Annotated in this window: 27 protein-coding genes and 1 tRNA gene; 12 read left to right on the top strand and 16 right to left on the bottom strand. The window is 51.2% G+C overall.

Annotated features, from left to right (window positions below; all coding sequences use genetic code 11):
- Positions 1-77: 77 nt before the first annotated feature.
- From WBJ47_RS06330 to WBJ47_RS06315, 4 genes are all read left to right on the top strand, one after another.
- Positions 78-797, top strand: coding sequence for an ABC transporter substrate-binding protein (locus WBJ47_RS06330; RefSeq protein WP_422246297.1), 720 nt, complete (start codon positions 78-80; stop codon positions 795-797).
- Positions 798-898: 101 nt separating this feature from the next.
- Positions 899-1,225: a DUF883 family protein gene (locus WBJ47_RS06325; RefSeq protein ID WP_422246296.1), complete on the top strand. Its 327-nt coding sequence runs from the start codon at positions 899-901 to the stop codon at positions 1,223-1,225.
- Positions 1,226-1,231: 6 nt separating this feature from the next.
- Entirely contained in the window at positions 1,232-1,681 is a 450-nt protein-coding gene (locus WBJ47_RS06320; RefSeq protein WP_422246294.1) for a phage holin family protein, read from the top strand.
- Positions 1,674-2,066 carry a hypothetical protein gene (locus tag WBJ47_RS06315; protein WP_422246292.1) on the top strand — a complete coding sequence of 131 codons (393 nt, stop codon included), beginning with the start codon at positions 1,674-1,676 and terminating at the stop codon, positions 2,064-2,066. The genes WBJ47_RS06320 and WBJ47_RS06315 overlap by 8 nt, the downstream gene beginning before the upstream one ends.
- 4 nt (positions 2,067-2,070) lie before the next feature.
- On the opposite strand, the gene pqqE is transcribed toward WBJ47_RS06315, so the two are convergent.
- Genes pqqE through pqqA form a run of 5 tightly spaced genes read right to left on the bottom strand, consistent with a single transcriptional unit; the run spans position 2,071 to position 5,269 of the window.
- Positions 2,071-3,219: a pyrroloquinoline quinone biosynthesis protein PqqE gene (gene pqqE, locus WBJ47_RS06310; protein WP_422246290.1), complete on the bottom strand. Its 1,149-nt coding sequence runs from the start codon at positions 3,217-3,219 to the stop codon at positions 2,071-2,073.
- A 15-nt stretch (positions 3,220-3,234) separates the two neighbouring features.
- Positions 3,235-3,513 (bottom strand): pyrroloquinoline quinone biosynthesis peptide chaperone PqqD, encoded by a 279-nt coding sequence (gene pqqD, locus WBJ47_RS06305; protein ID WP_422246288.1) that lies wholly within the window; start codon positions 3,511-3,513, stop codon positions 3,235-3,237.
- Positions 3,510-4,223: a pyrroloquinoline-quinone synthase PqqC gene (pqqC, locus tag WBJ47_RS06300; RefSeq protein ID WP_422246286.1), complete on the bottom strand. Its 714-nt coding sequence runs from the start codon at positions 4,221-4,223 to the stop codon at positions 3,510-3,512. The genes pqqD and pqqC overlap by 4 nt, the downstream gene beginning before the upstream one ends.
- A 2-nt stretch (positions 4,224-4,225) precedes the next feature.
- Entirely contained in the window at positions 4,226-5,140 is a 915-nt protein-coding gene (pqqB, locus tag WBJ47_RS06295; protein WP_422246284.1) for a pyrroloquinoline quinone biosynthesis protein PqqB, read from the bottom strand.
- Positions 5,141-5,194: 54 nt separating this feature from the next.
- Complete coding sequence (gene pqqA, locus WBJ47_RS06290; RefSeq protein ID WP_259660981.1) at positions 5,195-5,269, bottom strand: pyrroloquinoline quinone precursor peptide PqqA; 75 nt, start codon at positions 5,267-5,269, stop codon at positions 5,195-5,197.
- A 115-nt stretch (positions 5,270-5,384) separates the two neighbouring features.
- On the opposite strand from pqqA, the gene WBJ47_RS06285 reads away from it, so the two are divergent.
- From WBJ47_RS06285 to WBJ47_RS06270, 4 genes are all read left to right on the top strand, one after another.
- Entirely contained in the window at positions 5,385-6,320 is a 936-nt protein-coding gene (locus WBJ47_RS06285) for an alpha/beta fold hydrolase (protein ID WP_422246282.1), read from the top strand.
- 148 nt (positions 6,321-6,468) lie between these two features.
- The gene (locus WBJ47_RS06280; protein WP_422246281.1) at positions 6,469-7,698 is read left to right on the top strand and encodes a PQQ-dependent sugar dehydrogenase; all 1,230 of its coding nucleotides are present in this window, start codon (positions 6,469-6,471) and stop codon (positions 7,696-7,698) included.
- 5 nt (positions 7,699-7,703) lie between these two features.
- Positions 7,704-8,288 carry a c-type cytochrome gene (locus tag WBJ47_RS06275; protein WP_422246279.1) on the top strand — a complete coding sequence of 195 codons (585 nt, stop codon included), beginning with the start codon at positions 7,704-7,706 and terminating at the stop codon, positions 8,286-8,288.
- 270 nt (positions 8,289-8,558) lie between these two features.
- Positions 8,559-9,500 (top strand): DUF4115 domain-containing protein, encoded by a 942-nt coding sequence (locus tag WBJ47_RS06270; RefSeq protein ID WP_422246277.1) that lies wholly within the window; start codon positions 8,559-8,561, stop codon positions 9,498-9,500.
- Here WBJ47_RS06270 and WBJ47_RS06265 read toward each other — a convergent pair.
- The 6 genes from WBJ47_RS06265 to WBJ47_RS06240 are packed head-to-tail and all read right to left on the bottom strand — an operon-like array spanning position 9,479 to position 15,449.
- Positions 9,479-9,757, bottom strand: a complete 279-nt coding sequence (locus WBJ47_RS06265; RefSeq protein WP_422246275.1) for a hypothetical protein — start codon at positions 9,755-9,757, stop codon at positions 9,479-9,481. The genes WBJ47_RS06270 and WBJ47_RS06265 overlap by 22 nt on opposite strands.
- Before the next feature lie 29 nt (positions 9,758-9,786).
- Positions 9,787-10,647: a TauD/TfdA dioxygenase family protein gene (locus WBJ47_RS06260; protein ID WP_422246273.1), complete on the bottom strand. Its 861-nt coding sequence runs from the start codon at positions 10,645-10,647 to the stop codon at positions 9,787-9,789.
- A 10-nt stretch (positions 10,648-10,657) separates the two neighbouring features.
- Positions 10,658-11,626 (bottom strand): Bug family tripartite tricarboxylate transporter substrate binding protein, encoded by a 969-nt coding sequence (locus tag WBJ47_RS06255; protein WP_422246271.1) that lies wholly within the window; start codon positions 11,624-11,626, stop codon positions 10,658-10,660.
- 1 nt (position 11,627) lies between these two features.
- On the bottom strand, positions 11,628-12,995 hold the full coding sequence (locus tag WBJ47_RS06250; protein ID WP_422246270.1) for an MmgE/PrpD family protein: 1,368 nt from the start codon (positions 12,993-12,995) through the stop codon (positions 11,628-11,630).
- Positions 12,996-13,045: 50 nt separating this feature from the next.
- Positions 13,046-14,266: a CaiB/BaiF CoA transferase family protein gene (locus WBJ47_RS06245; RefSeq protein WP_422246268.1), complete on the bottom strand. Its 1,221-nt coding sequence runs from the start codon at positions 14,264-14,266 to the stop codon at positions 13,046-13,048.
- A gap of 4 nt (positions 14,267-14,270) precedes the next feature.
- A complete protein-coding gene (locus WBJ47_RS06240) occupies positions 14,271-15,449 on the bottom strand; it encodes an acyl-CoA dehydrogenase family protein (protein WP_422246266.1) in 1,179 nt (392 codons plus the stop codon).
- 42 nt (positions 15,450-15,491) lie between these two features.
- Between WBJ47_RS06240 and WBJ47_RS06235 the strand changes: the two genes are divergently transcribed.
- Positions 15,492-16,304, top strand: a complete 813-nt coding sequence (locus WBJ47_RS06235) for an IclR family transcriptional regulator (protein ID WP_422246265.1) — start codon at positions 15,492-15,494, stop codon at positions 16,302-16,304.
- 13 nt (positions 16,305-16,317) lie between these two features.
- Here the strand turns inward: WBJ47_RS06235 and WBJ47_RS06230 are convergent, their stop codons facing one another.
- Both WBJ47_RS06230 and WBJ47_RS06225 read right to left on the bottom strand, forming a co-directional pair.
- Complete coding sequence (locus tag WBJ47_RS06230) at positions 16,318-17,292, bottom strand: tripartite tricarboxylate transporter substrate-binding protein (protein ID WP_422246263.1); 975 nt, start codon at positions 17,290-17,292, stop codon at positions 16,318-16,320.
- An 88-nt stretch (positions 17,293-17,380) separates the two neighbouring features.
- Entirely contained in the window at positions 17,381-18,160 is a 780-nt protein-coding gene (locus tag WBJ47_RS06225; protein ID WP_422246261.1) for a tetratricopeptide repeat protein, read from the bottom strand.
- Between the two features lie 277 nt (positions 18,161-18,437).
- On the opposite strand from WBJ47_RS06225, the gene WBJ47_RS06220 reads away from it, so the two are divergent.
- Complete coding sequence (locus WBJ47_RS06220) at positions 18,438-19,325, top strand: hypothetical protein (RefSeq protein ID WP_422246259.1); 888 nt, start codon at positions 18,438-18,440, stop codon at positions 19,323-19,325.
- Between the two features lie 97 nt (positions 19,326-19,422).
- On the opposite strand, the gene WBJ47_RS06215 is transcribed toward WBJ47_RS06220, so the two are convergent.
- From WBJ47_RS06215 to WBJ47_RS06205, 3 genes are all read right to left on the bottom strand, one after another.
- A tRNA-Leu gene (locus WBJ47_RS06215) sits at positions 19,423-19,507 on the bottom strand.
- 87 nt (positions 19,508-19,594) lie between these two features.
- Positions 19,595-20,191: a lipid IV(A) palmitoyltransferase PagP gene (gene pagP / locus WBJ47_RS06210; protein ID WP_424585376.1), complete on the bottom strand. Its 597-nt coding sequence runs from the start codon at positions 20,189-20,191 to the stop codon at positions 19,595-19,597.
- A 114-nt stretch (positions 20,192-20,305) separates the two neighbouring features.
- Positions 20,306-21,304, bottom strand: coding sequence for a Bug family tripartite tricarboxylate transporter substrate binding protein (locus tag WBJ47_RS06205; protein WP_424585375.1), 999 nt, complete (start codon positions 21,302-21,304; stop codon positions 20,306-20,308).
- Positions 21,305-21,435: 131 nt separating this feature from the next.
- Here WBJ47_RS06205 and WBJ47_RS06200 point away from each other — a divergent pair, with 131 nt between their 5' ends.
- Together WBJ47_RS06200 and WBJ47_RS06195 are read left to right on the top strand one after the other, a co-directional pair.
- Positions 21,436-22,326: a mechanosensitive ion channel family protein gene (locus WBJ47_RS06200; protein WP_422245828.1), complete on the top strand. Its 891-nt coding sequence runs from the start codon at positions 21,436-21,438 to the stop codon at positions 22,324-22,326.
- Entirely contained in the window at positions 22,313-23,677 is a 1,365-nt protein-coding gene (locus WBJ47_RS06195) for an MmgE/PrpD family protein (protein WP_422245826.1), read from the top strand. Before WBJ47_RS06200 ends, WBJ47_RS06195 begins: the two co-directional genes overlap by 14 nt.
- Positions 23,678-23,754: the final 77 nt, after the last annotated feature.

The raw sequence follows: 23,754 nt of genomic DNA, 5'->3' as shown, positions 1-23,754 counted from the left end.
CGGCGCAATCGTATTTGTCAACCGCACTTTCGAATCAGCTCAATGTAAGAGCGGTGGCCACTATTTGGATAAATGATATGAGTCAAGATTTACTTTCACAGATTGCGCCGACAGGAACGCTGCGGGCAGGAATCAATTTGTTGAATTTTCTGCTTGTGACCGGAAAGAGTGCGGACGGCATGCCCGAGGGGGTGGCACCGGATATGGCGCGCGCGATTGCTCATAAGCTCGGTGTGCCTCTTGAACTTGTGCCGTTTGCGACACCAGGGGAGTTGGCAGATGCTGCACCAGAAGGCGTGTGGGATATCGGCCTGATTGGTTCTGAGCCCGCACGTGCAGAGAAAATTGATTTCACGACAGCGTATGTAGAAATCGAGGCAACGTATTTGGTGCCTGCCGGGTCAACATTACGGCATGCTTCTGAGGTCGATCAGGCGGGCAATCGCATTGCAGTGGCGTCTCGCAGTGCCTACGACTTGTGGCTTGTCAGAAATATTAAACATGCCACGTTGATGCATGCAGAGGGTTTTGATGCCACCTTGAAATTATTTATGGATCAAAAACTCGAAGCCATGGCGAGTTTGAAGCCAGGCTTGCTCAATGACGTGGAAAAGTTACCTGGCTCACGTATCCTTGAAGGAAATTTTACCGCGGTGCAGCAATCTGTCGGTGTTCCCAAAGGACGCACAGAAGCCGCGCGCTGGCTGCAAGACTTTGTGCAAGAGGCTAAAGCTTCAGGTTTTGTGGCCGAGTTGATCGCGAAACATCAAGTCCGGGGGCTATCCGTAGCACCTTAGTTATAGAGCGCGATACATACAGCACTATAACTAATTGATTAGAGACACCAGCGCTGAACTTGTATCTAATGAAAGCTTGTAGTTCACTGATGGAGAACCATATGAAACAGACTAAAACCGTTGCGCAAGAGACTTCCGCTCAAGAAAAGTTACTGGAGGGGATGAAATCCGCGCTGGATGAGGCAGAAGGTTTTCTGAGAGATGCGGCAGCTGCGAGCGGAGAGCAGGCAACAGAGTTGAGAGCCAAAGCTGTCGAATCTCTGCGCGCAACACGTGAGGCACTCCACGACACTAAGCTGTCCGTCGTGAGAGAGGGTAAGCGCGTCGCACGCGAGGCCGATGAATACGTGCATGACAATCCATGGCAGGCGATTACAGCGGCTGGGGTGATCGGTTTGGTGGTTGGTTTGTTAATCAGCCGACGCTAAGCTGAAATGAGCGTACGTGAAAATCTGAGTGTGGTGGCAAGCGACCTCGTGTCGATGCTGCGCACTCGTGTCGAACTCTTTAGCTTAGAAGTTGCCGAGCAAAAACATCGACTTTTTTCGATGGCCGCCATGTTGCTTGCGGCAGGGCTATTCCTGCTGCTTGCAGTCGTGGTGGCATCATTCTTGGTGATCGCCTTCTTTTGGCCAACGGAGTATCGTTATTGGGCGATTGGTCTGCTCTCACTTGCTTATGCTGTCGCGGGTATTGTCTTGATCTGGGTGGTATGTCACCGGATTAAAACTGAGTCAGCCCCGTTTGCTGTGACGTTAGAAGAACTCCATCGAGATTTGGTGGTGCTCGGTCAATTACGTGAATCTTTTGTTGAGGGGGTGCGCGAGCCAGACCCTACTGCAGAGTCTCCGTTGGAACAAAAAAAGCGGGGGCATCATGAGTGATCGTCGCGTTGCCTTACCGGCACGTTTAGCTCGGATCGAATATCTGCGTGCGCGAGCGGCTTATGAAAGAGAGGCACTATCTTTTCACACCGAGCAACTCGGTCGTGAGCTGAGTCCAAAGCGTTGGTTGGGGAGGCTGTTGCATGCGCGGCGTTTTTCCGGGGATGGTGAACGTTCAGGGTTTGCCGGATTGATTGGACAAGGGCTTTCTCTTGCTAATCAGTACCCCTATGTGACTGCAACAGTTTCATCTTTATTTATGGGCAAGCGCTGGCGTTGGCTCAAGTGGATTGGCGTGGGCGTTGCTGCCTGGCAGGCTGTTGCGGCTACTCGATCACAAAATAATCAAGCCGAGCCGGAGCCAGACGAACACAGTCCGTATTGAAGCTCTACTCTGTGCTTGTACCGCCGCCGAGTAGGCGAGAGTTTTTGTCAGTGCGAAACACAAGAGGGTGCTCCACTGGAGACGGTTGGTTTTTATCAGAAAACTTGGCCGCTTCACCTATCGCAAGTTTCACAATATGGTGATTGGGAGACTTGGAGCAAACAGGATCAGTCGCGGCAGGATCGCCTGTCAAGAGAAACGCTTGGCAGCGACAGCCGCCAAAGTCTTTTTCTTTCTCTGAACAGGAGCGACACGGTTCTTGCATCCAGCTATCGCCGCGGAAGAAATTAAATGCCTGACTCTCATGCCAAATCTCTTTGATGGAGTAGTCTTTCACGTTGGGAATATTGAGACCAGGCAATTCTCTAGCGTTGTGACAAGGTAAGGCTGCGCCATCCGGTGCAATATCTAAAAAGATCGAGCCCCAGCCGTTCATGCAGGCCTTCGGACGTTCTTCAAAATAATCAGGCACGACAAAGAGGAGTTTGCATTGTTTGCCGATCTTCTCACGGTAGGCGTTTACTGTAGCTTCAGCCGCGACAAGTTGTTCGCGAGTCGGCATCAGTTGCTGACGATTTTTCATCGCCCAACCGTAATACTGTGTGTTCGCAAGCTCTAAATACTCCGCGCCTAAATCAAGTGCCATATCGATGATCTTATCGATATGCGGAATGTTATGTCGATGCAGCACGACATTCATCACCATCGGATAATCGTACTTTTTAATCAAGCCCGCGACTTTTTTCTTGAGCTCGAATGTTTTTGTGCTGCTGAGAAAATCGTTCATCTCCTGCGTGGAGTCTTGAAAGGAAAGCTGAATGTGGTCGAGCCCGGCTTCCTTGAGTGAAGCGATTCTTTTTTCGTTGAGTCCAACGCCAGAGGTAATGAGATTGGTATAAAAGCCAAGCTTTCGTGCCTCTGCGACTAGGATGTCGAGATCATCACGTAGTAGTGGTTCACCGCCCGAAAATCCTAATTGCGCGGCGCCCAGCGCGCGCGCTTCACCCATGACGCGAATCCACGCGTCTGTATCAAGCTCATTTTTGATGCTGTCGTAGTTGACTGGGTTGTAGCAAAATACGCAGTGCAAGGGGCAGCGATACGTCAGCTCGGCGAGCAACCAGAAGGGCGGATTGATAACAGGCTGAGTCATCGTCTGAGTGTGATCCTATTGGATCCAGTCTTTTTCAAAGGCGGCGCGCAACATACCCTCGACAGGGTCACGCAAATCCGCTTCACCGAATGCCTGTTGGAGCTCAGCGATGAGTTGAGCGATCGTGTGCTCTCCATCGCAACGTTTCAAGATTTCTGCTGCGCTGAGGTTGAGTTTGACCATCCCCTCTGGATAAAGCAACACATAAGCTTGTTGCGCTTCTTCCCACTGCAGACGAAAAAGTCTGTTGAGACGAGGGCGTTCAGGAAGTTGAGCCGCGGTGGGATCGCTCATACGGGATACGCTCTTTCAATGGCATCAAGCATTGACCACAAAATATCAAGTTTGAATTGCAGGATATCGAGTGCCCGCTCTTGCTGAGCACGTGTCGTAAAGTGGTTGAGAGTGACTTCGAGACCATGATCGACATCACGCTGCGCTAAAGGAATGCGTGAGCGGAAATAATGCAATCCTGCCGGTTCAATCCAAGGATAGTGTGTAGGCCATGTCGCCAAACGATCTTTATGAATTTGGGGCGCGAACATTTCAGTTAAAGAAGAACAGATCGCTTCTTGCCACGGCTGCTGGCGTGCAAAGTTGACATAGGCATCGCACGCAAATTTAACCGCAGGCTCGACCTCTTTCAGAGACCAGAGCGTCTCGCGATCTAAACCGACCGCCAGTCCCAGCCGCGTCCAAGCTTCGAGACCTCCGCATTCTGTATCGGTCTTGTATTCACCAAAGCCGTCATGATCCAAAATTCTGGAAATCCATCTGCGCCGCGTTTCGCGATCTTGGCAGTTGGACATGACTGCCGCATCTTTGATGGGAATGATCCACTGGTAATAAAAACGATTCAGGACCCAGCCGCGAATTTGTTCTTTAGAACATTCACCAGCATTCATTTTGACATTGAAGGGGTGGTGAATATGGTAACTCTGACCTTTGGCGCGGAGTTGGGCTTCGAACTCTTCACGTGTCCAGGCTGTTTTTAATGCGGTCATGGTCAGATCTCTATATGCATACCATCGTAGGCGACCTCAATGCCGAGCGCTTTTAGTTGCAGCGCTTGCGGAGAGTCTTCGCGAAGGATGGGATTGGTATTGTTGATGTGAATCAGAATACGTCGCTTGGTCGAATAGGACGCTAACGCTTCAATCATTCCACCAGGTCCGGATTGGGCAAGATGGCCCATGTCGATTGCGCGTTTGGAGGACAGGCCCATGCTGATCATTTCATCATCAGTCCAAAAGGTGCCATCGACCAACAACACATCCGCTTCACGCATCGCTTGCTCAACCTGTGGCTCTATCATGCCTAGGCCGGGCGCATAAAACGCTTTTTTCCCGCTCGCCACGTCGGTCACGAGCAGTCCGATGTTGTCACCTGGATGGGGATCGTGACGATGAGGAGAATAGGGAGGGGCTTTGCTGGAAAGAGTGATCGGCTTGAATGCAATGCCTGCTAACTCGGGGATGCTGAAATTTTCTTGATCCGGACGAATTAAGCGCTGATCGACCGTGCAGTAATGAGAGAGCGTCTTGACGAGCGGCAAGCCAGTCGTTAAATCATCGAAGACTTGTTGAGTGGCATAGATGGGCAAGGGCGAATTTCTTTCGCGCAACATCATGAGACCGGTTACGTGATCGACTTGTGCATCCATCAACACGACAGCGGCGATCCCGCTATCACGCATCTGTCTGGCCGGTTGCAAGACAGGTGTTTGTTTGATTTGGGTCAGCACATCAGGCGAGGCATTGATCAATGCCCAGTCGGGCGATCCGTTGCCAATAATGATGGATGATTGAGTGCGCATCTGCGCGTTGATACTGCCTTGGCGCACACCTGAGCAGTTCAGGCAGTTACAGTTCCATTGAGGAAATCCTCCGCCTGCAGCGGAGCCTAACACGCGTATTTGCATCACAACTCAAAAGAAGAAAGGCCGGGACATGAGTCTCGGCCTTTTGAAAAACGATTAGCGATTGGCGATGTACATTGTGATTTCAAAACCAAAACGCAGATCAATTGCTGATGGTGTTTCCCATTTCATAGCGGTCTCCTAGAGTGCGGTTAACGGATGGTATCGCAACGCCATTGTTTGGCATCAAGTACAAGTATATAGAATAAATCAAATCACCCGAGCAACTTTTTGAATTGTTAACCACATGAAAAATAAGCTATTTGCCGAGACCCAGCCCGTGGCGCAAGGGTGGCTAGCGGTCGGAAACGGGCATCAGCTGCACTGGCAAGCTAGTGGTAATCCCGAGGGAATGCCTGTGGTGTGGTTGCACGGTGGTCCGGGAAGCTCTGCCAGCCCTCTGCATCGCCGATTTTTTGATCCTGCCCATTTCTGGATCATTCAATATGACCAGCGCGGTTGTGGACGAAGTCTGCCGGCCGGGGAGATTGACCACAATGAGACGTCAGACTTAATCGTGGATATTGAGTGCCTGCGTGAGCATCTGTCCATACCAAAGTGGAGTGTGGTGGGGGGCTCTTGGGGAGGGGCGTTAGCCTTGCTGTATGCCCAGGCGCATTCTGAACGCATCAACAGAATGTTGTGCCGCAGTCCTTTTTTATGTACTCAAGCTGAAATTGAAAATTTTATGGAACACCCGCCTGAAGGGTGTCGAGAGCAGTGGCTAGGCTTGCAATCTCAAGTGCCTAGGGACTCTGGACAGACCATCCTCGAATTTGGCTATCAAGTATTTTGTCTGGAGCAGGACGTTCAAAAGCAATCGCAGCTTGCAAAAGCATGGATGGCCTATGAGGCGGCGATGAACGTTTACCCGGCGCAGGCGCCCACGATGGGTTTGACTGGTCATGACACGCTCATCGCGCGTTACAAAGTGCAAAGTCATTATCTCTGGCATCGATGCTTTGTAGGTCAAAATATCCTCGCGCACAGTCAACTGTTGTCAGCGATTCCACTGACGCTCGTGCATGGAGAGAGGGATGCACTCTGTCCTTTTGAAAATAGTCTAGAGATTCAACGTGTTGTGCCTCATGCAAATCTAGTCCGTGTCGCCGGTGGGGGGCACGATCTCACCGATCCAGGGATGTTGAGTGCAACATTTCAAGCGCTTGCCTCTTGGAGCTAGTGTTTACCCTAGCAAGCTGCGTCGTTTTTATTTCACCCAAAAAAGTTATGGATAAAAAATTTCTCTAAATATTCAATTCTAGTAATATTGCCGAGTAGTTAAAAAACAAGATGAGCTTGTTCAAACATCAAACGTCACGGAGACGACTGTGAAAAATTACTTGCGCACAATTAGCGGCCTGGGTTTGGCCTTGGCATTCAGTATGTCTGCTCAAGCGCAGACTGCAGCACCCGCTGCGGCTCCTGCAGCTGCACCTCCACCGGCATGGAAACAAGGCATGCCTGAGTCGATGGCAAAGTCCACGCTGGCACCCTTGCCTGGCAAGCTGGTCGCGACTAAAGCTGCCGATGTGCCGATTGATAAGATCAAACTGCCTCCTGGTTTTAAAGTTGAGGTTTGGGCTGACGGTATCCCCGGTGGCCGTGCCATCACAGAAGGTGAGAACGGCAAGTACTACGTTGGTACGCGCGCACTTGGTCGCATTTATGAAGTGACTGACAATGGCAAAGAGCGCACTTCACGTGTCGTGGTGGACAAGCTCAACCAGCCTACCGCTGCATACAAAGACGGTTCCCTTTATGTTGTGGCCGTGGATAAAGTTTTGCGTTTCGATGGCATCGCTAAAAATCCAAACGCGACTCCTGTCGACTTGACCGCCAAGTTCAACTTCCCACCGATGCCTCACCATAACTGGAAGTATGTTGCTTTCGGTCCAGACGGCAAGATGTATGTTCCATTTGGTGCGCCTTGCAACATCTGCGAACTGCCAACACCTGAGTACGCTCAGATCCGTCGTTACAACGCAGACGGTTCCGGTATGGAAGTCTTAGCAACTGGTGTGCGTAACACCGTTGGTTTTGACTGGCATCCCGTGACCAAGGAACTTTGGTTTAGTAACCATGGTCGTGACTGGATGGGTGATGACACCCCGAATGACACGATGAATCGTTTGAAGCTCAAGGCGAACTACGGTTTTCCTTCATGCCACCAAGGCAACATTGCTGATCCAGACATCAAGAAAGCCAATGCTTGCGCGGGTGTTGAGCAACCTGTTGCTTTGATGGGACCTCACGCTGCGACAATGGGCGTGAAGTTCTACACAGGCGATATGTTCCCAGCTGAGTACAAAAACGTGTTGTTTAATGCACGCAAAGGCTCCTGGAACCGTACACAAAAGATCGGCTTTGATGTGGTGACTGTTCGCGCAGATGCTGATGGCAAAAACGCGAAAGTTGAGCCCTTTATGACTGGCTTTATGAATCCTGCGGATCAGTCATTCTGGGGTCGTCCTGCCTACTTGCATCAGATGAAAGATGGTTCACTGTTGGTCTCTGACGAGCAAAACGGCGTCATCTACCGCGTGACCTACAAGAAGTAATCTTTATGCAAATGTTGTCTGTTGTACGTGTTGTTGTTTTGCTTGGGGCCGTCCTTGCGGCGGTTCCTGCTGCATATGCACAGATCTCCGCACAGCGCCTAGCGCTGTGCGCGGCTTGTCATGGCGCAGATGGAAATTCTCAACTCAAAGGAATCCCATCCCTAGCGGCACAACCAAAACTATTTCTTGAAAATCAGCTTGTCTTGATTCGAGAGGGTGTGCGCGATATTCCTGCAATGAAAGCTTCGCTCGACGGTGTATCTGATGCAGAAATTACAGAGCTCGCCAAGTACTACGCGGACAAACCTCTGGCACCTGTGCCAACTGACAAAGACGCTGAAGTTTTTGCCCGTGGTGGCAAGTTAGCAGAAGGCATGCGATGTGGAATATGTCATCTGCCGACCTATCTAGGCCGTGAACAGATCCCCAGGCTGGCGGGTCAGCGAGAAGATTATTTGTTGCACAGCATGCAGCAGTTTAAAAACAATCAAGCGGTCGGTCGTGATTCCAATATGGCGGCATCTGTTTATGGTGTCTCCGATCAAGATCTGCAGGACATTTCATATTATTTAGCGCGAATCACTCCCTAGAGCTCCTCTCCACCGAGCGGGCATTTCCTTGCCTGTTCGGATATCCATAAAACTACATCATTTCAAGTGCGACTCGAGTACGCTCGCGCTGTCTTTTTATATAAAAATAGTATATAAGTACCAATAAAATAGTCTATTTGAAATATAAAAAGTAAGAAAAATCTAACAATTCCTTGCAATTAGAGGCGAGATCACGCAATATCCACGCTTGTTAAAGAGTGTTAAGTGCGCAAAGCACTTAAAAAGAAAAGTACGAACGTGCCCAAATAAATGACAACCATCGATTATTTAAATGCCGCAGACAAATTTTGGCTGGGCGAACAGCTGAGTGCATCGCGCTTGGCGAGTGGAATGGATGTGCCAACCGCCGCGCGTCTGCTGGCATTGTCTCAAGCTCAAGTGATGGCGATCGAAGCGGGTAGTCAAGGCCCCTTTATGCATATTGCTCATTATGTTCAAAGCGTACGGCGATTTGCAGAGTCGATGCGTTCGACTCACTCAACGGCTGTACTGAATTGGCTTGAGCAGCTAGAAGAGGCGGATATCAATCACACGGCAGTTTCTTCGCAAACGATGCGCATTGATAAGATGCTGCGCGCACGTTTATCCAATGATGTGGTCATGCGAACAAGTGGTCGACAATTCGGTCGTTTGGGTTCAACGGGCGCAAGCTTTGCACTGATCGTATTGGGTTTTATGTTCACGCTGCTCTTGATATGGGGCGCGGATCACACAGAAAATAGCGTAGCCGATCATCAAGTCGCGCTGCAACAGTCAGCCGTATTAGTCTCCTTAAGCAGCGATGCACCTGACTCAGAGGTGTCCAATGTGTCAGTCCAGCGCGCGGACTTCACTGCTGACGCATACCAGAACGTTGATCACAAAGAGGAAGTGCTTAGGGCAGTACCAACTACTGTTACTCCGACTAAAAAGCTTAGCTTGCAGTTTACTGCGCCGTGTTGGGTACAGGTGACGTCACATGATGGGCAGGTCACAGAAAAGCTGTATGGCACCGCAGAGCTCATGCAGCTTGACTTGGGGGCTACAGCATCGTTGGTGATCGGTAACGTGATGGGCACAACGGCGCTGACAGAAAATGGTCAACACATAGATTTCAAAGCGTTCGTAGCCGGCGGTAACGTCGCAAGACTGAAAGACAAAGATTTGGTGCGCTTGTCAGACAGTGGTGATCAGACAGACAACGCTTTGTAAATCAGTCCAGCAATCAGCAGGATTGAGAGTAAGCCAAAGCCAATCTGAATATTCCGAGCATAGTCTTCTGAGAGCGACGGAATCAGTTTGGCTCTGACCCAGCCGGCTACAAAGGCCCAGCCCGCACCCATGACGAGTGCCATCAGCACAGCAGTGCCTAATGAGATGGGATCAAAAGTTTGGGCACGAATGACTTTGTCAAACTGAATCGCAACACTCATGAGCGAACAAACAATCCAAGTATTTCTAGTCAGCATAAATTTTGTTGTGCTCAGTGATTAACAGCTTAGTTAACAGCAGCATTCGCAGGGCTCAAGGCAACGCCTTGAATCATTAAGCGATATAAAAAGCGTTTCTGTTCAGGATCGTAATCCGCATTGGCCTGATGCATGACCGCTTGATTATCCCAGATCACCATGTCGCCTGCGCGCCACTGATGGCGATATTCATAGCGCGACTCTGTAGCACGGTTATAAAGGTCCTCAATCAGAGGATATGCCTCATCTGGTGACATTCCCTCGATCCCTTCCATGCGACCGGTATTGAGATAGAGCGCGGGTCGACCACTTCTTGGATGTCGAATCACAAGCGGCTGAAGTGCGGTGGGGATCTTGGCGAGGTCCTCGGGACTCAATTTGGTGAGCTCGCGAGGGCTTCGACTACTTTGATGAACATGCAAAGAAAATAAACCATTGATACGAGTTTTTAAATCGTTTGGCAGGTCGTCGTAGGCTTGGCGTACATCCACAAATTGGGTGTCTCCACCGCTTGGGGGGATTTGCAAAGCATGGAGCGTTGTCGCTTTGGGAGGACAACGCTCGTTGGAGTGATCGGTGTGATAGTTTTCGCCACGAACTTGAAGCTTACCGTTCTTGCGGGGTAGATCATCGGTTGAGTTGCAGCCGACCATTGGGTAGTCAGGCAAAACATATTTTTTGAGTTGCTGATCCATCAAGGGGCCAAAAATCTCCGCTGCAGCCATAAACGCTGGGGGCGTGAGAGCTTGATCGCGAAAGACAAGCACGGCGTACTGCGCAAGCAAGTCATTGAGTTCATGCTTATCAGCGTCAGAGATAGGCGCGGAAAGATTGATACCCGAAATCTCTGCGCCAAAGTCAGGGCGAATGGGCGTAATCGTTAAGTGCATCGTGACCTCCCTATTGTGCGGAAATGCCAGTTTGTTTCGCCACAGCAGCCCAGCGTTTTAAACCACCATGCACTAAATTTTTAAAATCAGCAACGCTCATTGGCTTGGTCTTGCCACCATCGGTGGCGAGAAATTGAATCAAGTCCTCAGACTTAAGTGCTTTGTTGACGGAAGCATTGATAAAGTCTTGTATCTTTGGGTCGACATTGGCTGGTCCGAGAAGCCCCCACCATTGCTGAATCTCGTAGTCTTTGATTCCGGCTTCTTGGAAGGTGGGTAAGTTGGGTGCAGCGTCAGAGCGCTCGGTGCTCGTAACCGCAATGCCCCTCAGGGTTCCATTTCTAAATTGAGGAAGCACCTGTGTCATGCTGCCAATCGAAAATTCGATGTGCCCACCCATCGTATCTGTCATCGCGGGGCCGCCACCCTTGTATTGAACAGCAGCCATGTTATTGCCAAGGGCCTGACTGAGCATGACCCCAGCAAAATGCTGGATGCTACCAACACCTGTGGCGCCATAATTCAGATTAGGCGTGCGTTTTAGATATTCAAAATACTCTTTCGCATCTTTGCCTGGCGCATTAGGTTTGGCAGCCAGGGCAAGCGGCACCTCTCCAATCATGGCGATTGGTGTGAAGTCTTTGACGGGATCAAAAGGAAGTTTCGGATTGACAGCGGGTGCCATGGTGAATGTCGATGACGCGACGAGCAGGGTATAACCATCGTTGCGTTGTTTGGCGACATACGCCGCGCCGATCGCCGTGCCGGCACCGGGTTTGTTTTCAATGATGACCGGCTGACCCCATTGCGCAGTCAGCTGCTTGGCGAGCTGCCGCGCCACGATATCGTTCGAGCCACCTGGCGCGAAAGGTACAACAAGCGTGACGGGCTTGTCAGGGAAGGCCGCCCATGCAGAGCTCGATGTCAGTACCGACAAGAAAATGATTTTCTTGAAAAACAAACCGAAGGTGTTTTTCATGTCAATTCCCCTGAAGTTTGCCTAACAACGCAGTCAGACCTGAGACCTCGTGGGAGTCAAGCGCTAGAGACATCTCCAGAATTTGATGACGTAAAGACTCTGGCTGAGCAAGAGTATTTTGTGTGAATTTTCTAATAAAGTCTTCGTCACTCGCTGGATTTTCAGGTTCGCCTTTTGACAGCGGTACTTGAGTTAAAAACTTTTTACCCGAAGTCGTTCGCAACTCAATATCCGCGCCCCGTTCTCTTGGGTAGGCATCCGCCCATCTTGCATTGGCTGAGCTTGTGACGCGTGTCGCCAACTGTTGAATATCTTGGTTTTGAACGGTCTCGACGGAATAGCGTTCCTCTCCCGCGTCACCATAAAATGCCGCCATGGCACAGGAAGACGCCAGACTAAATTTTGCAGCTTCAGCCGTTTCTGGCGCAGTACTTGTTCCGCAAAAGCTAATGGCGACAGGGTAGGTTGTGATGTTCAGGGCATCGATTTCTTGATAGGACAAGTTTTCTTTGCGCATGATGTCCAGCAGGCCATCGATGGCAGGGTGAATGTGTCGGCATGCCGCATGAAACTTGATGTACTGACCCATAATAAAAAAGTCTGAGCCGAGGCCGTCGAGCAGACCGTCTGTGTTGACGCTGTCAGCCATCGCCTTGAACATTCCTTTTTCACCCTCCAGTGCCGTGAGGGGGCCTTTGGCTCCACGCTTGGCCAATTCAATAGACAAAATGCCGGCCATGGCAGCCTTTCCAGGATGCAGGGGCTTGACCATCGCGCCATCATTCAAAATTTCAAGCAGTCCCGCACCTTGGAGTGCCGACATACCCAACGCACTGGCCATCTGCGAAGCATTGAGCTTTGCAAGCACGCCACAGGCTGCTGCTGCACCCAGCACGCCAAGCGTACCCGTCGTGTGAAATCCTCGACCCAGGTGAGAGGGATTCATTGCTTTGGCGATACGATTCACAATTTCGTAGCCACAAACAATGGAGAGAATGAGTTGTTTGCCATCCAGCTTGAGAGACTCCGCGAGCGCAAGCGCTGCAGGAATAACGGCGACTCCGGCGTGAACGCCGCCGTAACGAAAGCCATCGTCCATATCAAGGGCGTGACCTGCAACGCCATTGCCTAATGCAGCATGAATAGCAGGCACTTTGCGTGTCGAGCCCATGAGTGTTGCTTGACCCACGCCTTCCAAGCTCTGTAGGTAATCAATCGTCATGCGTGGGAAATCCATCTTGAGCCCCGCGATGGACACGCCTAAATAGTCAACGATCAGTAGTTTTGTTTTTTGAACCACCTCTGGAGGTAACTGTTCAAATGTGGCGTTTGAAAAGTATTCAGCAAAGCTCTCAAGTATCGTTTTCATTATTAGGCTTCCCTTTTGATTGGATGGATCAGGTTAAAACTGGACGTTGCTTAGATGACGCCTTCGGCTTTGAGTGCTTGAATCTCCTCCCCACTCAGGCCCAGTTTTCCACCGTATATTTCCTGATTATGTTGCCCTAGAGACGGACTAGCAACTGTTTTTACGCGTTCGGCCCCGTGAATGATGAGTGGGCTGGCGGGCAAAACAATACGACCGAGATCCGGATCATCAAACCATTCGAGCTGGCCCCGTGCGTGCATATGTGGATCGTTCATCACTTCAATGAGGTCGCGGACAGGCGCTGCGGGAAAACCAAACTCTTTGCTGAGTTTGAAGAGTTCATTTCTAGTGATGGAACGCGTCCACTCTTCGACAAAATCGTCGGTGCGTTTGATGTTTTCAACGCGCACTTTGTTCGTTGAAAAACGTTCGTCATGAATCAGATCTTCCCGGTTCATGGATTTAAGTATCTTGACCCAGTGATCCTCAGTCGCACACACGATCGCGATATGTCCATCCTTTGCTTCGTAGACGTTATAAGGCGCAAGAGCCAAGCCGCCGTGCCGATTGCCCACGCGCTCAGGTATTTTCCCTTTGCTGCGATAGACCAGGCCGATGTTAGAGGCGAGAGTAGGATAGGCTGTTTCTTGCATGGAGACTTCCACGAGTCGCCCGACACCCGTTCGTGTCCGCTCAAAGAGTGCGGTGATAATTCCGGCATATAAGTGCACGCCACTCAAAAAATCAATAAATGAAGAGCCTGAGCGAAGAGGCGGGCCATCGGGATAACCGGTGACGCTCATCGCACCCGAAGACGCTTGAATCGTGACGTCCATGGCTTGATTGTCTTTATCAGGGCCGGAGAGTCCAAAACCTGTGCCAGAACCATAGATTAATTTTGGATTGATGGCATGAAGAACCTCCCAGCCCAGACCTAAGCGGTCCATGACACCAGGTGTAAAGTTTTCCACCAAAATATCCGCATCAAGAATCAAGCGCTTTAAAAGCTCTTTGCCCTTAGCTGTTTTTAAATTCAGCGTCACGCCCATTTTGTTGACGTTGAGCATTGCCATTGGCAATGAGGCCCCACCACTCACCTTGGCGCGAATCCGTGAGGGTTCGCCCAAGATCGGCTCGACCTTGATGACGGTTGCGCCGGCTTTAGCCATTAGGAACGTGGCATAGGGTCCTTGGTAGATCTGGGTCAGATCAATGACGGTGATGCCGTCCAGGGGCTTGCTCGCAGAGTGGTCTTGAGGGGCTTGTGTCATGGATTTACCTGACGGTTTTTAGAATTTTCTTGGCGATCGACATCCGATGTACTTCGCTAGGGCCTTCGTAGACGCGCATGACGCGTGCCTTTTGAGCCATCAGGTGAAGGGGCAGCTCTTTGGTTACACCCATCGCGCCAAACGTTTGCATCGCATGGTCGAGCACTTCGGAAGCGAGCTCGGTTGCATAGACCTTGATCATCGAAGCCTCGGTCCGAATATCTTGTCCGAGATCTAGTTTGCGGGCGGCGTCGCGCACCATCAAGCGGCAGGCGTGCATTTTCATGACCCCATCTGCAATCCACCACTGAATGGCTTGTCGATCTGCAAGAAGCGCACCAAAGGTCGTGCGTTGTTTTGCGTGCGAGCTCATCATTTCGATTGCACGCCGGCACATACCAATACACCAGGCGCCCATTTGCAGTCGGCGAATATTCAAGCGCAGCTGCATCGGCGCAAAGCCTTCGCCAATGGCGCCGAGTAAGTTTTCGGCAGGGATGCGGCAGTCTTCAAAGGCGATTTCGTATGTACGGTGACCGGCCAACATAGGAATTTCGCGCAAGATATTAAATCCTGGCGTACCTTTGTCGACGATAAAGGCAGTGATGCCCTCATGGCGTTTACCTTGGCCTACGCGCGCCATCACAACGGTAAAGTCCGCTTTGTTCATGCGGCTGACCCATATTTTGCGACCATTGATGACCCAGGAGTCACCGTCACGCTCGGCACGTGTAATCATTCCGGTTGGATCGCCACCTGCATTCGGCTCGGAAATCGCGATACCTGATTTTGCAGTGCCCGAGGCATATGGCTCGAGATACTTGATCTTTTGGCTTTCGGTGGCTACTGCCATTAGCATATGCAGATTGGGCGAATCTGGTGGAAACGTAAAGGGCGTGACGGTACGACCGATCTCTTCATTGAGTGCCATGAGCGTGACGCTTGAAAGGCCTGCACCACCATACTCCTCAGGTGCGTCTAATGCCCAGAGTCCGAGTTCTTTGCATTTTTCAAGCAGAGGGGTTTCCTCTTCTTTTGTCAGGGCGAGATGTTCGCCTCTGATTTCACGCTCGAGCACGGCAGCCTCGAGAGGCATCAGTTCTTGGTCGACAAATTTAGCGACCAAATCTTGAATCATCACTTCATCGCTATCGAGCCCATCGGCACATGCTTGCAAGTCCATTTACTTCTCCAGCTGTCATCAGATATGGTGAGGAAAAACGCCATGGCTTATCATATCAAAAATAGAATGCTTGTCTGTTTTCAATCCTGGGGTTGTTGCATGGTGATTAAAAAGAAGGAGCCTGGCGTCGCAGCAGTGAATCGGGCACTCTCAGTCCTATTAGCCTTTGAGAAAAGTGTCGAAGGCATGACGCTTGCGGAGATCTCCACTGTGACGGGGCTGTACCACAGCACAATTTTGCGGTTGTGCGAGTCTCTAGAGCACGCAGGCTTTATCAATCGGCTGGATGACGGACGGTTCATGCTGGGCGCCAAGCCTTTTTACCTGGGCATGCTTTATCAAGAAACGTTTCGGATTTGGGACTACGCAGCCCCAGTCATGCGAACATTGGTACGAGATACTAAGGAAACAGCGGCTATCTATATCCGCGAGGGAAATGACCGCGTCTGCCTGCATAGAATGGTTCAGCCCAGAGCCGTCCGTATGCATGTAAGAGAGGGCGAGATTGTCGAGCTAGATAAAGGCGCGGCCGGAAAGGTGTTGTTAGCGTTTTCTGGCGAAAAGGGTGAGCGTTTCGACATGATCAGACAGAGCTTCTACTCGGTTTCTCTATCAGAGCGTGGCTCAGAGGCTGCTGCGATTGCCTGCCCAATTTTTGGGCCCAAGCAAACGCTCATTTGCGCCATTTCTTTGGGCATGCCGGTTTTTAGATTTGACCGAAAGGTCTTTAAAGAATTTTTGCCGTTAGTGATGTCTGCCGCTGCGGCTATCACTAAAAAATGTGGCGGTGATCCCACTGTGTTCTCACCGCCTTACAAACATATGTCAAAAGTGAACTTCGCCACTAAGAAATAAAAGCTGCACGGCGTTAATCCGAGAGCTTAATGTTTCTTTCTTTGGCAACCTTTTGCCATTTATCGAGCTCTTGATTCATATAGACCCCAAAGTCTTTAGCGGACATTGTGTAGGGGGTCGCGGCTTCCTTGGAAAAAATTTCTTTCATTCTAGGTGACTGCGCGACCTCACTAATGGCTTTGTTTAGGCGCTCCACAATGCCGGCAGGCATATCGGCAGGCCCCAAAACGCCCCACCATACATCAACTGAATAGCCTGGTATGGCGCGCGCCATAGAGGGAAGTTCAGGATAAAACGGAGAGGGTGTTGAGGTGGTGACGGCGATGGCGCGGACCTGATTGGCTCGTAAAGCGCCTCCTACGGAAGCAGGTGTTGCGATCAAGGCCTCGACGCGACCACCCACCATGTCAGTGAGCGCAGGTGAGATGCCCTTGTAGGGAATGTGCGTCATTTGAATTCCGGCCATGGAGTTCATCAGTTCCGTGCTGAGGTGAGCAATCGACCCGATACCGGCGGTGGCGTAATTGACCTGTTTTTTTGCCGCTTCTTTGATCAGGTCATCAGTGGATTTGTAATTTGTGTGATTGGCGACCACAAGCAAAAGTGCACCTTGAGCGACCATGGCGACCGGTGTAAAAGAGGTGCGGTGGTTAAAAGGGAGGTTGGTGTCAACAGCCGCACGTGTGACAAAGGAGTTGGAACTAAACAGTAAAGTGCCGCCATTGGGTTTTGCGCGCGCCACTTCGGCGGCACCCACGACACCTCCTGCACCCGGCTTGTTGTCGACGATCACGGTCACGCCAAGCTTTGTTCCCAACTGTTCACTCAGCGCCCGTGCGAAAATATCGTTGCTGCCGCCTGTCGTAAAGGGAACGACGAGTTTGATGGTTGGCGGGAGTGTCGCTTCATTTGCCATTGAGGCAACGCTAAACACAGTCAGGGCGCAGGCTAGAGTCGACTGAAGCAGTCGAGCAGCTGTCATTTTCATTATCTGTCTCCTCGTTTTAGACGATTTGTCTATTTACGATTATGCAGTATTTTTATTCTTGATAGCTGTAAATTTTTTGGAAGTACTCTTACCTTTCAATCCACTCTTTTGCGAGCCTTTGCGCTTCAGCTATTTGTTTGGCTGTCATTTTCTTAGCTAACGTTTCAATGTTTTCAGCGGCATCTTTATCTTGATGAGCCACTAAGCTAAACCACATGTAAGCACGAACGTTGCTCTTAGGCACACCATGGCCGGAGCGATGCATCACGCCAATATTGAAAGGCGCGATCATGTCGCCTTGTTTTGCTGCTTTCATTAGCCAATACAAAGCTTCTTTATAGTTTTTAGTGACGCCGAGACCATTGTGGTACAGGTAACCCACCATGCTTTCAGCGTCGGCATCGCCTTGTTTTGCCGCCATTTCAAACCATCGGAATGCTTCCGCCAAGTCTTGTTGAACGCCTTGTCCGTGTCTGTACAAATAGCCGATGTTGTATTGAGAATCTGAGTCACCTTGAGCCGCTGCTTTTTTATACCAGCGTAACGCTTCCAGGTAGTCTTGCTCCACACCTTCACCATTGTCGTACATCAAGCCAATGCTGTATTGCGCGTCAGCGTCACCCAGTGCTGCAGCTTTTTTGTACCAATACAGAGCCGCAGCATAGTCCTGCTTGACACCCTCCCCGTTGTCATACATCGAGCCAACGTTAAAAAGCGCATGCGCGTGACCCTTTTCTCCCGCAGCTTTAAATAAGCGCAGTGCTTCTTCGTAATTTTCTTTGTTTAATGCGGTATGAGCATCCTCGTACTCCCCCGCCCAGACTGAGCAAGAAAAGGCCATCAAAAAAAACATCATTATTTTTTTCATTGCATATCCAAAGGCAGCGTTTCGATTTCAAATTGACTCTATGCATTTTAGTAAGGCCGTTGCCTGTTAGCGCAGCGAAGGCGCCTGCGAGGGCCCAGTTTTAACCATTCTTAAGTTTGATGAGGCATATTTGCAGCATGGGTCGCTGCACAAAGAATGTTGCTGTGGATTGCTTATTGTCAGTAAGTTCTGACATGAGGTAGAGCAAGTATAAAAACGGGTACATTGACGCTAGATTAGAAAAATCACTCTAGTGACTGAAAGGGACTGCACCAAAATGAAAGCGATCACCTTGCCTCAGCTTGACTCCATTCACACAATTTCAGAGAAAGAAGCGGCCCCCAGTGAGGCTGCGATCTTTAAGGACATTAAAGAAACATTGGGTGTGCCCTTTGTGAATTTGATCTGGAGGCATTTGGCCACGATCCCCGGTGGACTCGAAATGACATGGTCTTTAGCCAAGCCCCTCTACTCAAGCACAGTCCTTAACGCGTCAGCGCGAGCATTACGCGCGCAAACGAAGCTGGTCGAGACCCTATCGCCGTGGCCGACATCGGTACGGGAGGCCCTGGGGTTGAGCCTGAAGGATAAAGACGAGATTGTTTTGCTTTTGGAGGATTATGGTCACGCGAACTCTCGCGCACTGCTAGTTCTGTCGTATTTGCACGCGAGCCTCTCGACCCAGGTACCGACTGACAATAAGAGTGCGTTCAAACCTGTTAATCCCTCAGCATTGATTGATCCCTTGGCTCGCTTGGATGAAAAGAGCGTGCCCATCAAACCCGCTCGCCCATTGCCTGAAACTGCGGAGCTATCGGCGGAAGTGACCGCGCTCATCAAAATATTGAATACTTTTGGCGAGTCGATGCCCAGCCCCGCGGAACCAAGTCTCTATCGGCACTTATCGTATTGGCCTAGTTTTCTTGCTGCGTTTTGGCTTGCAGTCGAGCCGCTGGAGAGACAAGGTTTGCTCGTAGATGAAGCGATCGCCACGTATGAGCGGGCCTTGAGTACAGTCAATCAATGGACACCCGCTATCTATGCGCCAGATGTGGCTGCACCAGATTCAGTCACTCAACTACTCCGCAGTCTGAACCACTTTACCTATGCCGTCATCGCGCGAATGATTGTGCATGGCGACATGATGAAGCGAATGATTGACTAGGATGGAGTTTTAATTCTGTGCCTGAGGATTTTTGGAGCGTCCGACAAGGACTTGGGATGACTGGAAGAGATGCGCAGTGTTGCGCGAAGATTTGCGTTGGTGCCCGGGGCCGGAATCGAACCGGCACGCCTTGCGGCGGGGGATTTTGAGTCCCCTGCGTCTACCAATTTCACCACCCGGGCAACGCATTAAGCCTATAAGTATAGCCGAGCTTTTAAATTTTTGCCGGCAAATGATCTGGTGAGGCTTGGCAAGCGTTTGCTCAACGCTTATTTGAACGTCCACTTGCCCCACATAAACAAGACATTGCCATAGCCTTGGCCGCCGGGGATGTAGGCTGCTTGCGCTGTCAGGTTTTTATAGCCAATGGAGGCGATTGGCAGCACGCCTGGAAAGGGGATGCCCCCAAAGTAATCTTTGCGTGACATGAGAAAGCCTGTCAGACCCACGCCCGCTTTGGCCTCGCTTTTTCCGATATTCCAAGTGGGGACCCAGCCATAGCCCACCATATATGAGGGGTCTCCGTGTGAGTCCCGAAAACCCATGGCATACATTCCTTCCCAGTTGCCACTTTTGTTGTAGCGACCTTTACCGAGTCCGAAACCAGCAGGATATTCGTTGTATTCAGCGCGTTGCTGTGCGGTGTAGGCAAAAGGGAGGTGGTAGCTTAAAAAGGGGACATAGGCCTCAACATCACCTTGGCGCCACGTATCTTGGACGTGTGTCCATGCGGTTGAATACCAGGGGCTGGAGGATGCAGCAGCAGAGGTGCCCGCGGCGGGATCATTCGTGGCATGCGCGGCGGTAAATGTTAAGAGGCTTGCGCACACTAAAGTCATACGCTGCAAGAAATTAGAGCTGCTCACGATCAACACCCGATAAAGCATCAACTTGGAAATAACATTTTAACTAAACAAAGCGCCTCGAATATTCGAGGCGCTTTCTTTGGGACACAAACTACAGATTCAAGGCTCGTCGTGTTAGTCGACTTTTGCACCCGAAACTTTGACGATTTCACGCCATTGTTCAATGTCCTTGGCCAGGCGGGCTTTAAATTGCGCGGGCGTATCAAAATACAGCTCTACACCCAGATCAGACAATTTCTTTTGCACGGCAGGCTTTTGCATAATGCGCGCCACGGTTGCGTACAGTTTGTCATTGACATCCTGTGGTGTGCCAGCGATTGAAAACAGTCCAATCCAAAGGTCGCCTGAGAAGCCTGGGATCTTTTCGTTGATCGCGGGGACATCAGGCAGAGCGGGTGAACGCTTGTCAGTACTCACACCGATTGCGCGCAATTTACCTTGGCGAATATTGTTCAGAGCTGAGGGCAAGCTGGCAAACGCAATGGGGACCTGTCCGCCGAGCACATCGATCATGGCAGGGGCGACGCCCTTGTAAGGAATGTGCTCCATTTTCAAGCCGGCTTTCTGATCCAGCATGGCACCAAGCAGGTGATTAAGCGTGCCGTTGCCTGCAGAGGCGTATTGGTACTTGCCGGGGTTGGCTTTGATCAAGGCGATGAACTCATCCAGCGTCTTGGCGGGAAAGTTGGGGTGAACCACCAAGACGTTTGGGACTGCACCGACCACAGTGATCGGGCTGAAATCCTTGATGGGATCAAATCCAACGTTTTTGTACAGAGAGGGATTGATTGCCTGCGTACTATTGATCGTCATCAAGAGGGTGTAACCGTCAGCGGGCGCAGACTTCGTTTGCGCGGTACCAATGTTGCCACCGGCGCCCGGACGGTTGGTGACGACTACGGACTGCTTGAACTCTTCGGCTAACTCGTTGGCGATCAAGCGTCCAACAATATCATTGGTACCACCCGGTGCCTGCGGAACCACCATGGTGATGGGCTGCGAGGGGTATTTGGCGGCATTTTGCGCCTGGACGGGCAGGCATGCTGCGCTTAATAATGTCGCGCCCAACAAACTAAGTATGCTGGAACGACGCAGGCGAGATTGGATAGTCATACAAGATCTCCATAAAGGGAATTTTTTACTTTTTTGTACGTCAATTTTAGACGAAGTCCGTGCTCTATACTGGATTTCAGGTTGTGACCGGTGTTATTGCGGCATCCTTATTTACCCACGGAAAAAACAGTATGTTTCAACAGACCATCAACGCGCTTCTTAAAAACTATTTCGGCATCACGGTACCCGAATGGGCGACGCCCATGCTCGCCATGATCAATGTCGTGATCATTCTTGGGCTGGCTTGGTTCGTGCGCGGTCTTGTGATGCGTTCGATCCGGATGTTGCAGGGCCGTTTAAGTCATTCGAGTCATGATGATGAGGAAAAAAAACGCGTCGAGACGCTTGGGCGGGTGTTCAGATATGTGACCTCTGTCACCATCATTGTGATGTCGATCATGTTGGCGCTCTCTGAGTTGGGGGTATCAATCGCCCCACTGCTAGCGACAGCGGGTGTGGCGGGTATTGCGATTGGCTTCGGTGCGCAGAGTGTGGTCAAAGACTACTTTACCGGCATCGTGATGTTGCTTGAAAATCAGATTCGCCAGGGTGACATCGTTGAGGTCGCAGGCAAAGCAGGGTTTGTCGAGGAGGTCACGCTGCGTTATGTGCGACTGCGCGACTATCAGGGCTCTGTGCATTTTGTGCCAAACGGGGTGATCACAACGGTGACTAACCTCAGCCGCAACTATGCCTTTGCCGTGATTGATGTGGGTGTTTCTTATCGCACGGATATTGATCAAGTGTTTGACATTATGCGTGATGTATCTGGTGCCCTGCGCCATGATCCGGATTTTGGTGACAAGATTTTGGATGATATTGAAATCGCAGGGGTCGAGCAATGGGCGGAGTCTTCCGTGATGATTAAGGCCCGCATTAAAGTGGTCGCCTTGTGGCACGGTCCCGTGCGCCGAGAATTTTTACGCCATCTGAAAATCGCTTTTGATGCAAACAACATCGAGATTCCTTTCCCGCAGCGTGTCGTGCACACAAAAGAGGAGAGAAACAATGTCGAGTCTTGATGCAAAGCTTGCCCAGCATGCCGCGGGCGTTCGTTTTGAGCACCTCTCGCCTCAGGCGATTGAGGCGGCGAAAATTTTCTTGCTGGATTCAATCGGCGTGGGTGTCGCGGGCGGTAGCACCCCCGAGGTTACACCTTTGTTGTCTGCAGTCAGCCAATGGGGCGAGGGCGCCAAGGTCTCGCTCTGGGGGCGACGCGCCAAGTTGACCGCCTCGCAAGCCGTCCTCGTTAACGCCTACCAAGTACATTGCCAAGAGTTTGATTGCCTGCATGAAGGCGCAGTCTTGCATGCGATGGCAACGCTGCTGCCGGTCTTGCTCGCAGAGGCGCAACAAATGCGCAGTCCTGTCACTGGGCGCGCGTTGCTGGCCGCATTGGCCGCGGGGGTCGATGTGTCATGCACGATCGGCATGGCCTCAAAGTTAGGTTTGCGGTTTTTCCGCCCAGCAGCCTCAGGCGGCTTTGGCGCTGTAGCAGGTCTGGCAAATTTGCGCGGCTTTGATGCGCCCACCACGCTCGCGGCGTTTGGTCATCAGCTTGCACAAGTTAGCGGCACGATGCAGGCGCATACCGAGGGCAGCGTGGTGCTGCCCTTGCAGATTGGTGTGAACGCGCGTGCGGCGTTTCAGTCCTGCGATTTGGCGCAGTCGGATTTTCCAAGTCTGCAGACGCCTCTGACAGGTCGTTTCGGTTATTTGCCAATGTTTGAGTCCGAGTGGGATTTGGAGTCGGCCATGCAGGGGCTGGGAGAGCGCTGGCGTCTGACGGAGTTGAGCCACAAGCCCTATCCGAGCGGACGCGCCACGCACGGCGGCATTGAGGGGTTGAGTATTCTGCGTCAGCAGGCGAATTTTGCGGCCTCTGATGTGGCGGAAATTGTGGTGACAGGTCCGTCCTTGCTCAATCATTTGGTCAACCGCCCAGGGCTGGAGCAGCCAACGCCCAACTATGCGCGTCTATGCATGCCTTTTGTTCTGGCCAAGGTGCTGCAACATGGCGCGCTCGATCCCATGCATTTTCGCTCAGACGCCTTGACCGACCCGGAGACCTACGCACTTTCCCTCAAGGTACGAATGGAAAAAGATGACAACCCCAATCCAAACGCCCTGGTGCCGCAACGCGTGACGGTCAGGCTCAAGGACGGGACCGTATTGCAACACGCGATTGACGCGATGCTGGCCAGTCCAAAGCGTCCTTTAAGTCGCGAGGCGCAACTCAGTAAATTCCACCGTTGCTGGGCGTTGTCCGCTGAATCGATGGGGTCTCCCGAGCCCTTGATCGCACTGGTTGAGTCATTCGAACATTGCACAGATGCCGGGCAACTGATCTCTCTATTGAGTCCGGCCGTCTAACGGTGTTTTTGACTCAATGTTGCGGGTCATGCTTTTCTGGAGTGCTGGCAACTCTGCTGCTCTTGAAATCGGTGGTT

Source organism: Zwartia sp. (genome assembly GCF_049655405.1).
In the GTDB taxonomy this organism is placed as follows: Bacteria; Pseudomonadota; Gammaproteobacteria; order Burkholderiales; family Burkholderiaceae_B; genus Zwartia.
This window is presented reverse-complemented; position numbering and strand designations above follow the sequence as displayed.

Coding starts and splice junctions, on each gene's coding strand:
- WBJ47_RS06330 (WP_422246297.1), top strand. CDS start 78: ATGAGTCAAGATTTACTTTCACAGATTGCGCCGACAGGAACGCTGCGG.
- WBJ47_RS06325 (WP_422246296.1), top strand. CDS start 899: ATGAAACAGACTAAAACCGTTGCGCAAGAGACTTCCGCTCAAGAAAAG.
- WBJ47_RS06320 (WP_422246294.1), top strand. CDS start 1,232: ATGAGCGTACGTGAAAATCTGAGTGTGGTGGCAAGCGACCTCGTGTCG.
- WBJ47_RS06315 (WP_422246292.1), top strand. CDS start 1,674: ATGAGTGATCGTCGCGTTGCCTTACCGGCACGTTTAGCTCGGATCGAA.
- pqqE (WP_422246290.1), bottom strand. CDS start 3,219: ATGACTCAGCCTGTTATCAATCCGCCCTTCTGGTTGCTCGCCGAGCTG.
- pqqD (WP_422246288.1), bottom strand. CDS start 3,513: ATGAGCGATCCCACCGCGGCTCAACTTCCTGAACGCCCTCGTCTCAAC.
- pqqC (WP_422246286.1), bottom strand. CDS start 4,223: ATGACCGCATTAAAAACAGCCTGGACACGTGAAGAGTTCGAAGCCCAA.
- pqqB (WP_422246284.1), bottom strand. CDS start 5,140: ATGCAAATACGCGTGTTAGGCTCCGCTGCAGGCGGAGGATTTCCTCAA.
- WBJ47_RS06285 (WP_422246282.1), top strand. CDS start 5,385: ATGAAAAATAAGCTATTTGCCGAGACCCAGCCCGTGGCGCAAGGGTGG.
- WBJ47_RS06275 (WP_422246279.1), top strand. CDS start 7,704: ATGCAAATGTTGTCTGTTGTACGTGTTGTTGTTTTGCTTGGGGCCGTC.
- WBJ47_RS06270 (WP_422246277.1), top strand. CDS start 8,559: ATGACAACCATCGATTATTTAAATGCCGCAGACAAATTTTGGCTGGGC.
- WBJ47_RS06265 (WP_422246275.1), bottom strand. CDS start 9,757: ATGCTGACTAGAAATACTTGGATTGTTTGTTCGCTCATGAGTGTTGCG.
- WBJ47_RS06260 (WP_422246273.1), bottom strand. CDS start 10,647: ATGCACTTAACGATTACGCCCATTCGCCCTGACTTTGGCGCAGAGATT.
- WBJ47_RS06255 (WP_422246271.1), bottom strand. CDS start 11,626: ATGAAAAACACCTTCGGTTTGTTTTTCAAGAAAATCATTTTCTTGTCG.
- WBJ47_RS06250 (WP_422246270.1), bottom strand. CDS start 12,995: ATGAAAACGATACTTGAGAGCTTTGCTGAATACTTTTCAAACGCCACA.
- WBJ47_RS06245 (WP_422246268.1), bottom strand. CDS start 14,266: ATGACACAAGCCCCTCAAGACCACTCTGCGAGCAAGCCCCTGGACGGC.
- WBJ47_RS06240 (WP_422246266.1), bottom strand. CDS start 15,449: ATGGACTTGCAAGCATGTGCCGATGGGCTCGATAGCGATGAAGTGATG.
- WBJ47_RS06235 (WP_422246265.1), top strand. CDS start 15,492: ATGGCTTATCATATCAAAAATAGAATGCTTGTCTGTTTTCAATCCTGG.
- WBJ47_RS06230 (WP_422246263.1), bottom strand. CDS start 17,292: ATGAAAATGACAGCTGCTCGACTGCTTCAGTCGACTCTAGCCTGCGCC.
- WBJ47_RS06225 (WP_422246261.1), bottom strand. CDS start 18,160: ATGAAAAAAATAATGATGTTTTTTTTGATGGCCTTTTCTTGCTCAGTC.
- WBJ47_RS06220 (WP_422246259.1), top strand. CDS start 18,438: ATGAAAGCGATCACCTTGCCTCAGCTTGACTCCATTCACACAATTTCA.
- WBJ47_RS06205 (WP_424585375.1), bottom strand. CDS start 21,304: ATGACTATCCAATCTCGCCTGCGTCGTTCCAGCATACTTAGTTTGTTG.
- WBJ47_RS06200 (WP_422245828.1), top strand. CDS start 21,436: ATGTTTCAACAGACCATCAACGCGCTTCTTAAAAACTATTTCGGCATC.
- WBJ47_RS06195 (WP_422245826.1), top strand. CDS start 22,313: ATGTCGAGTCTTGATGCAAAGCTTGCCCAGCATGCCGCGGGCGTTCGT.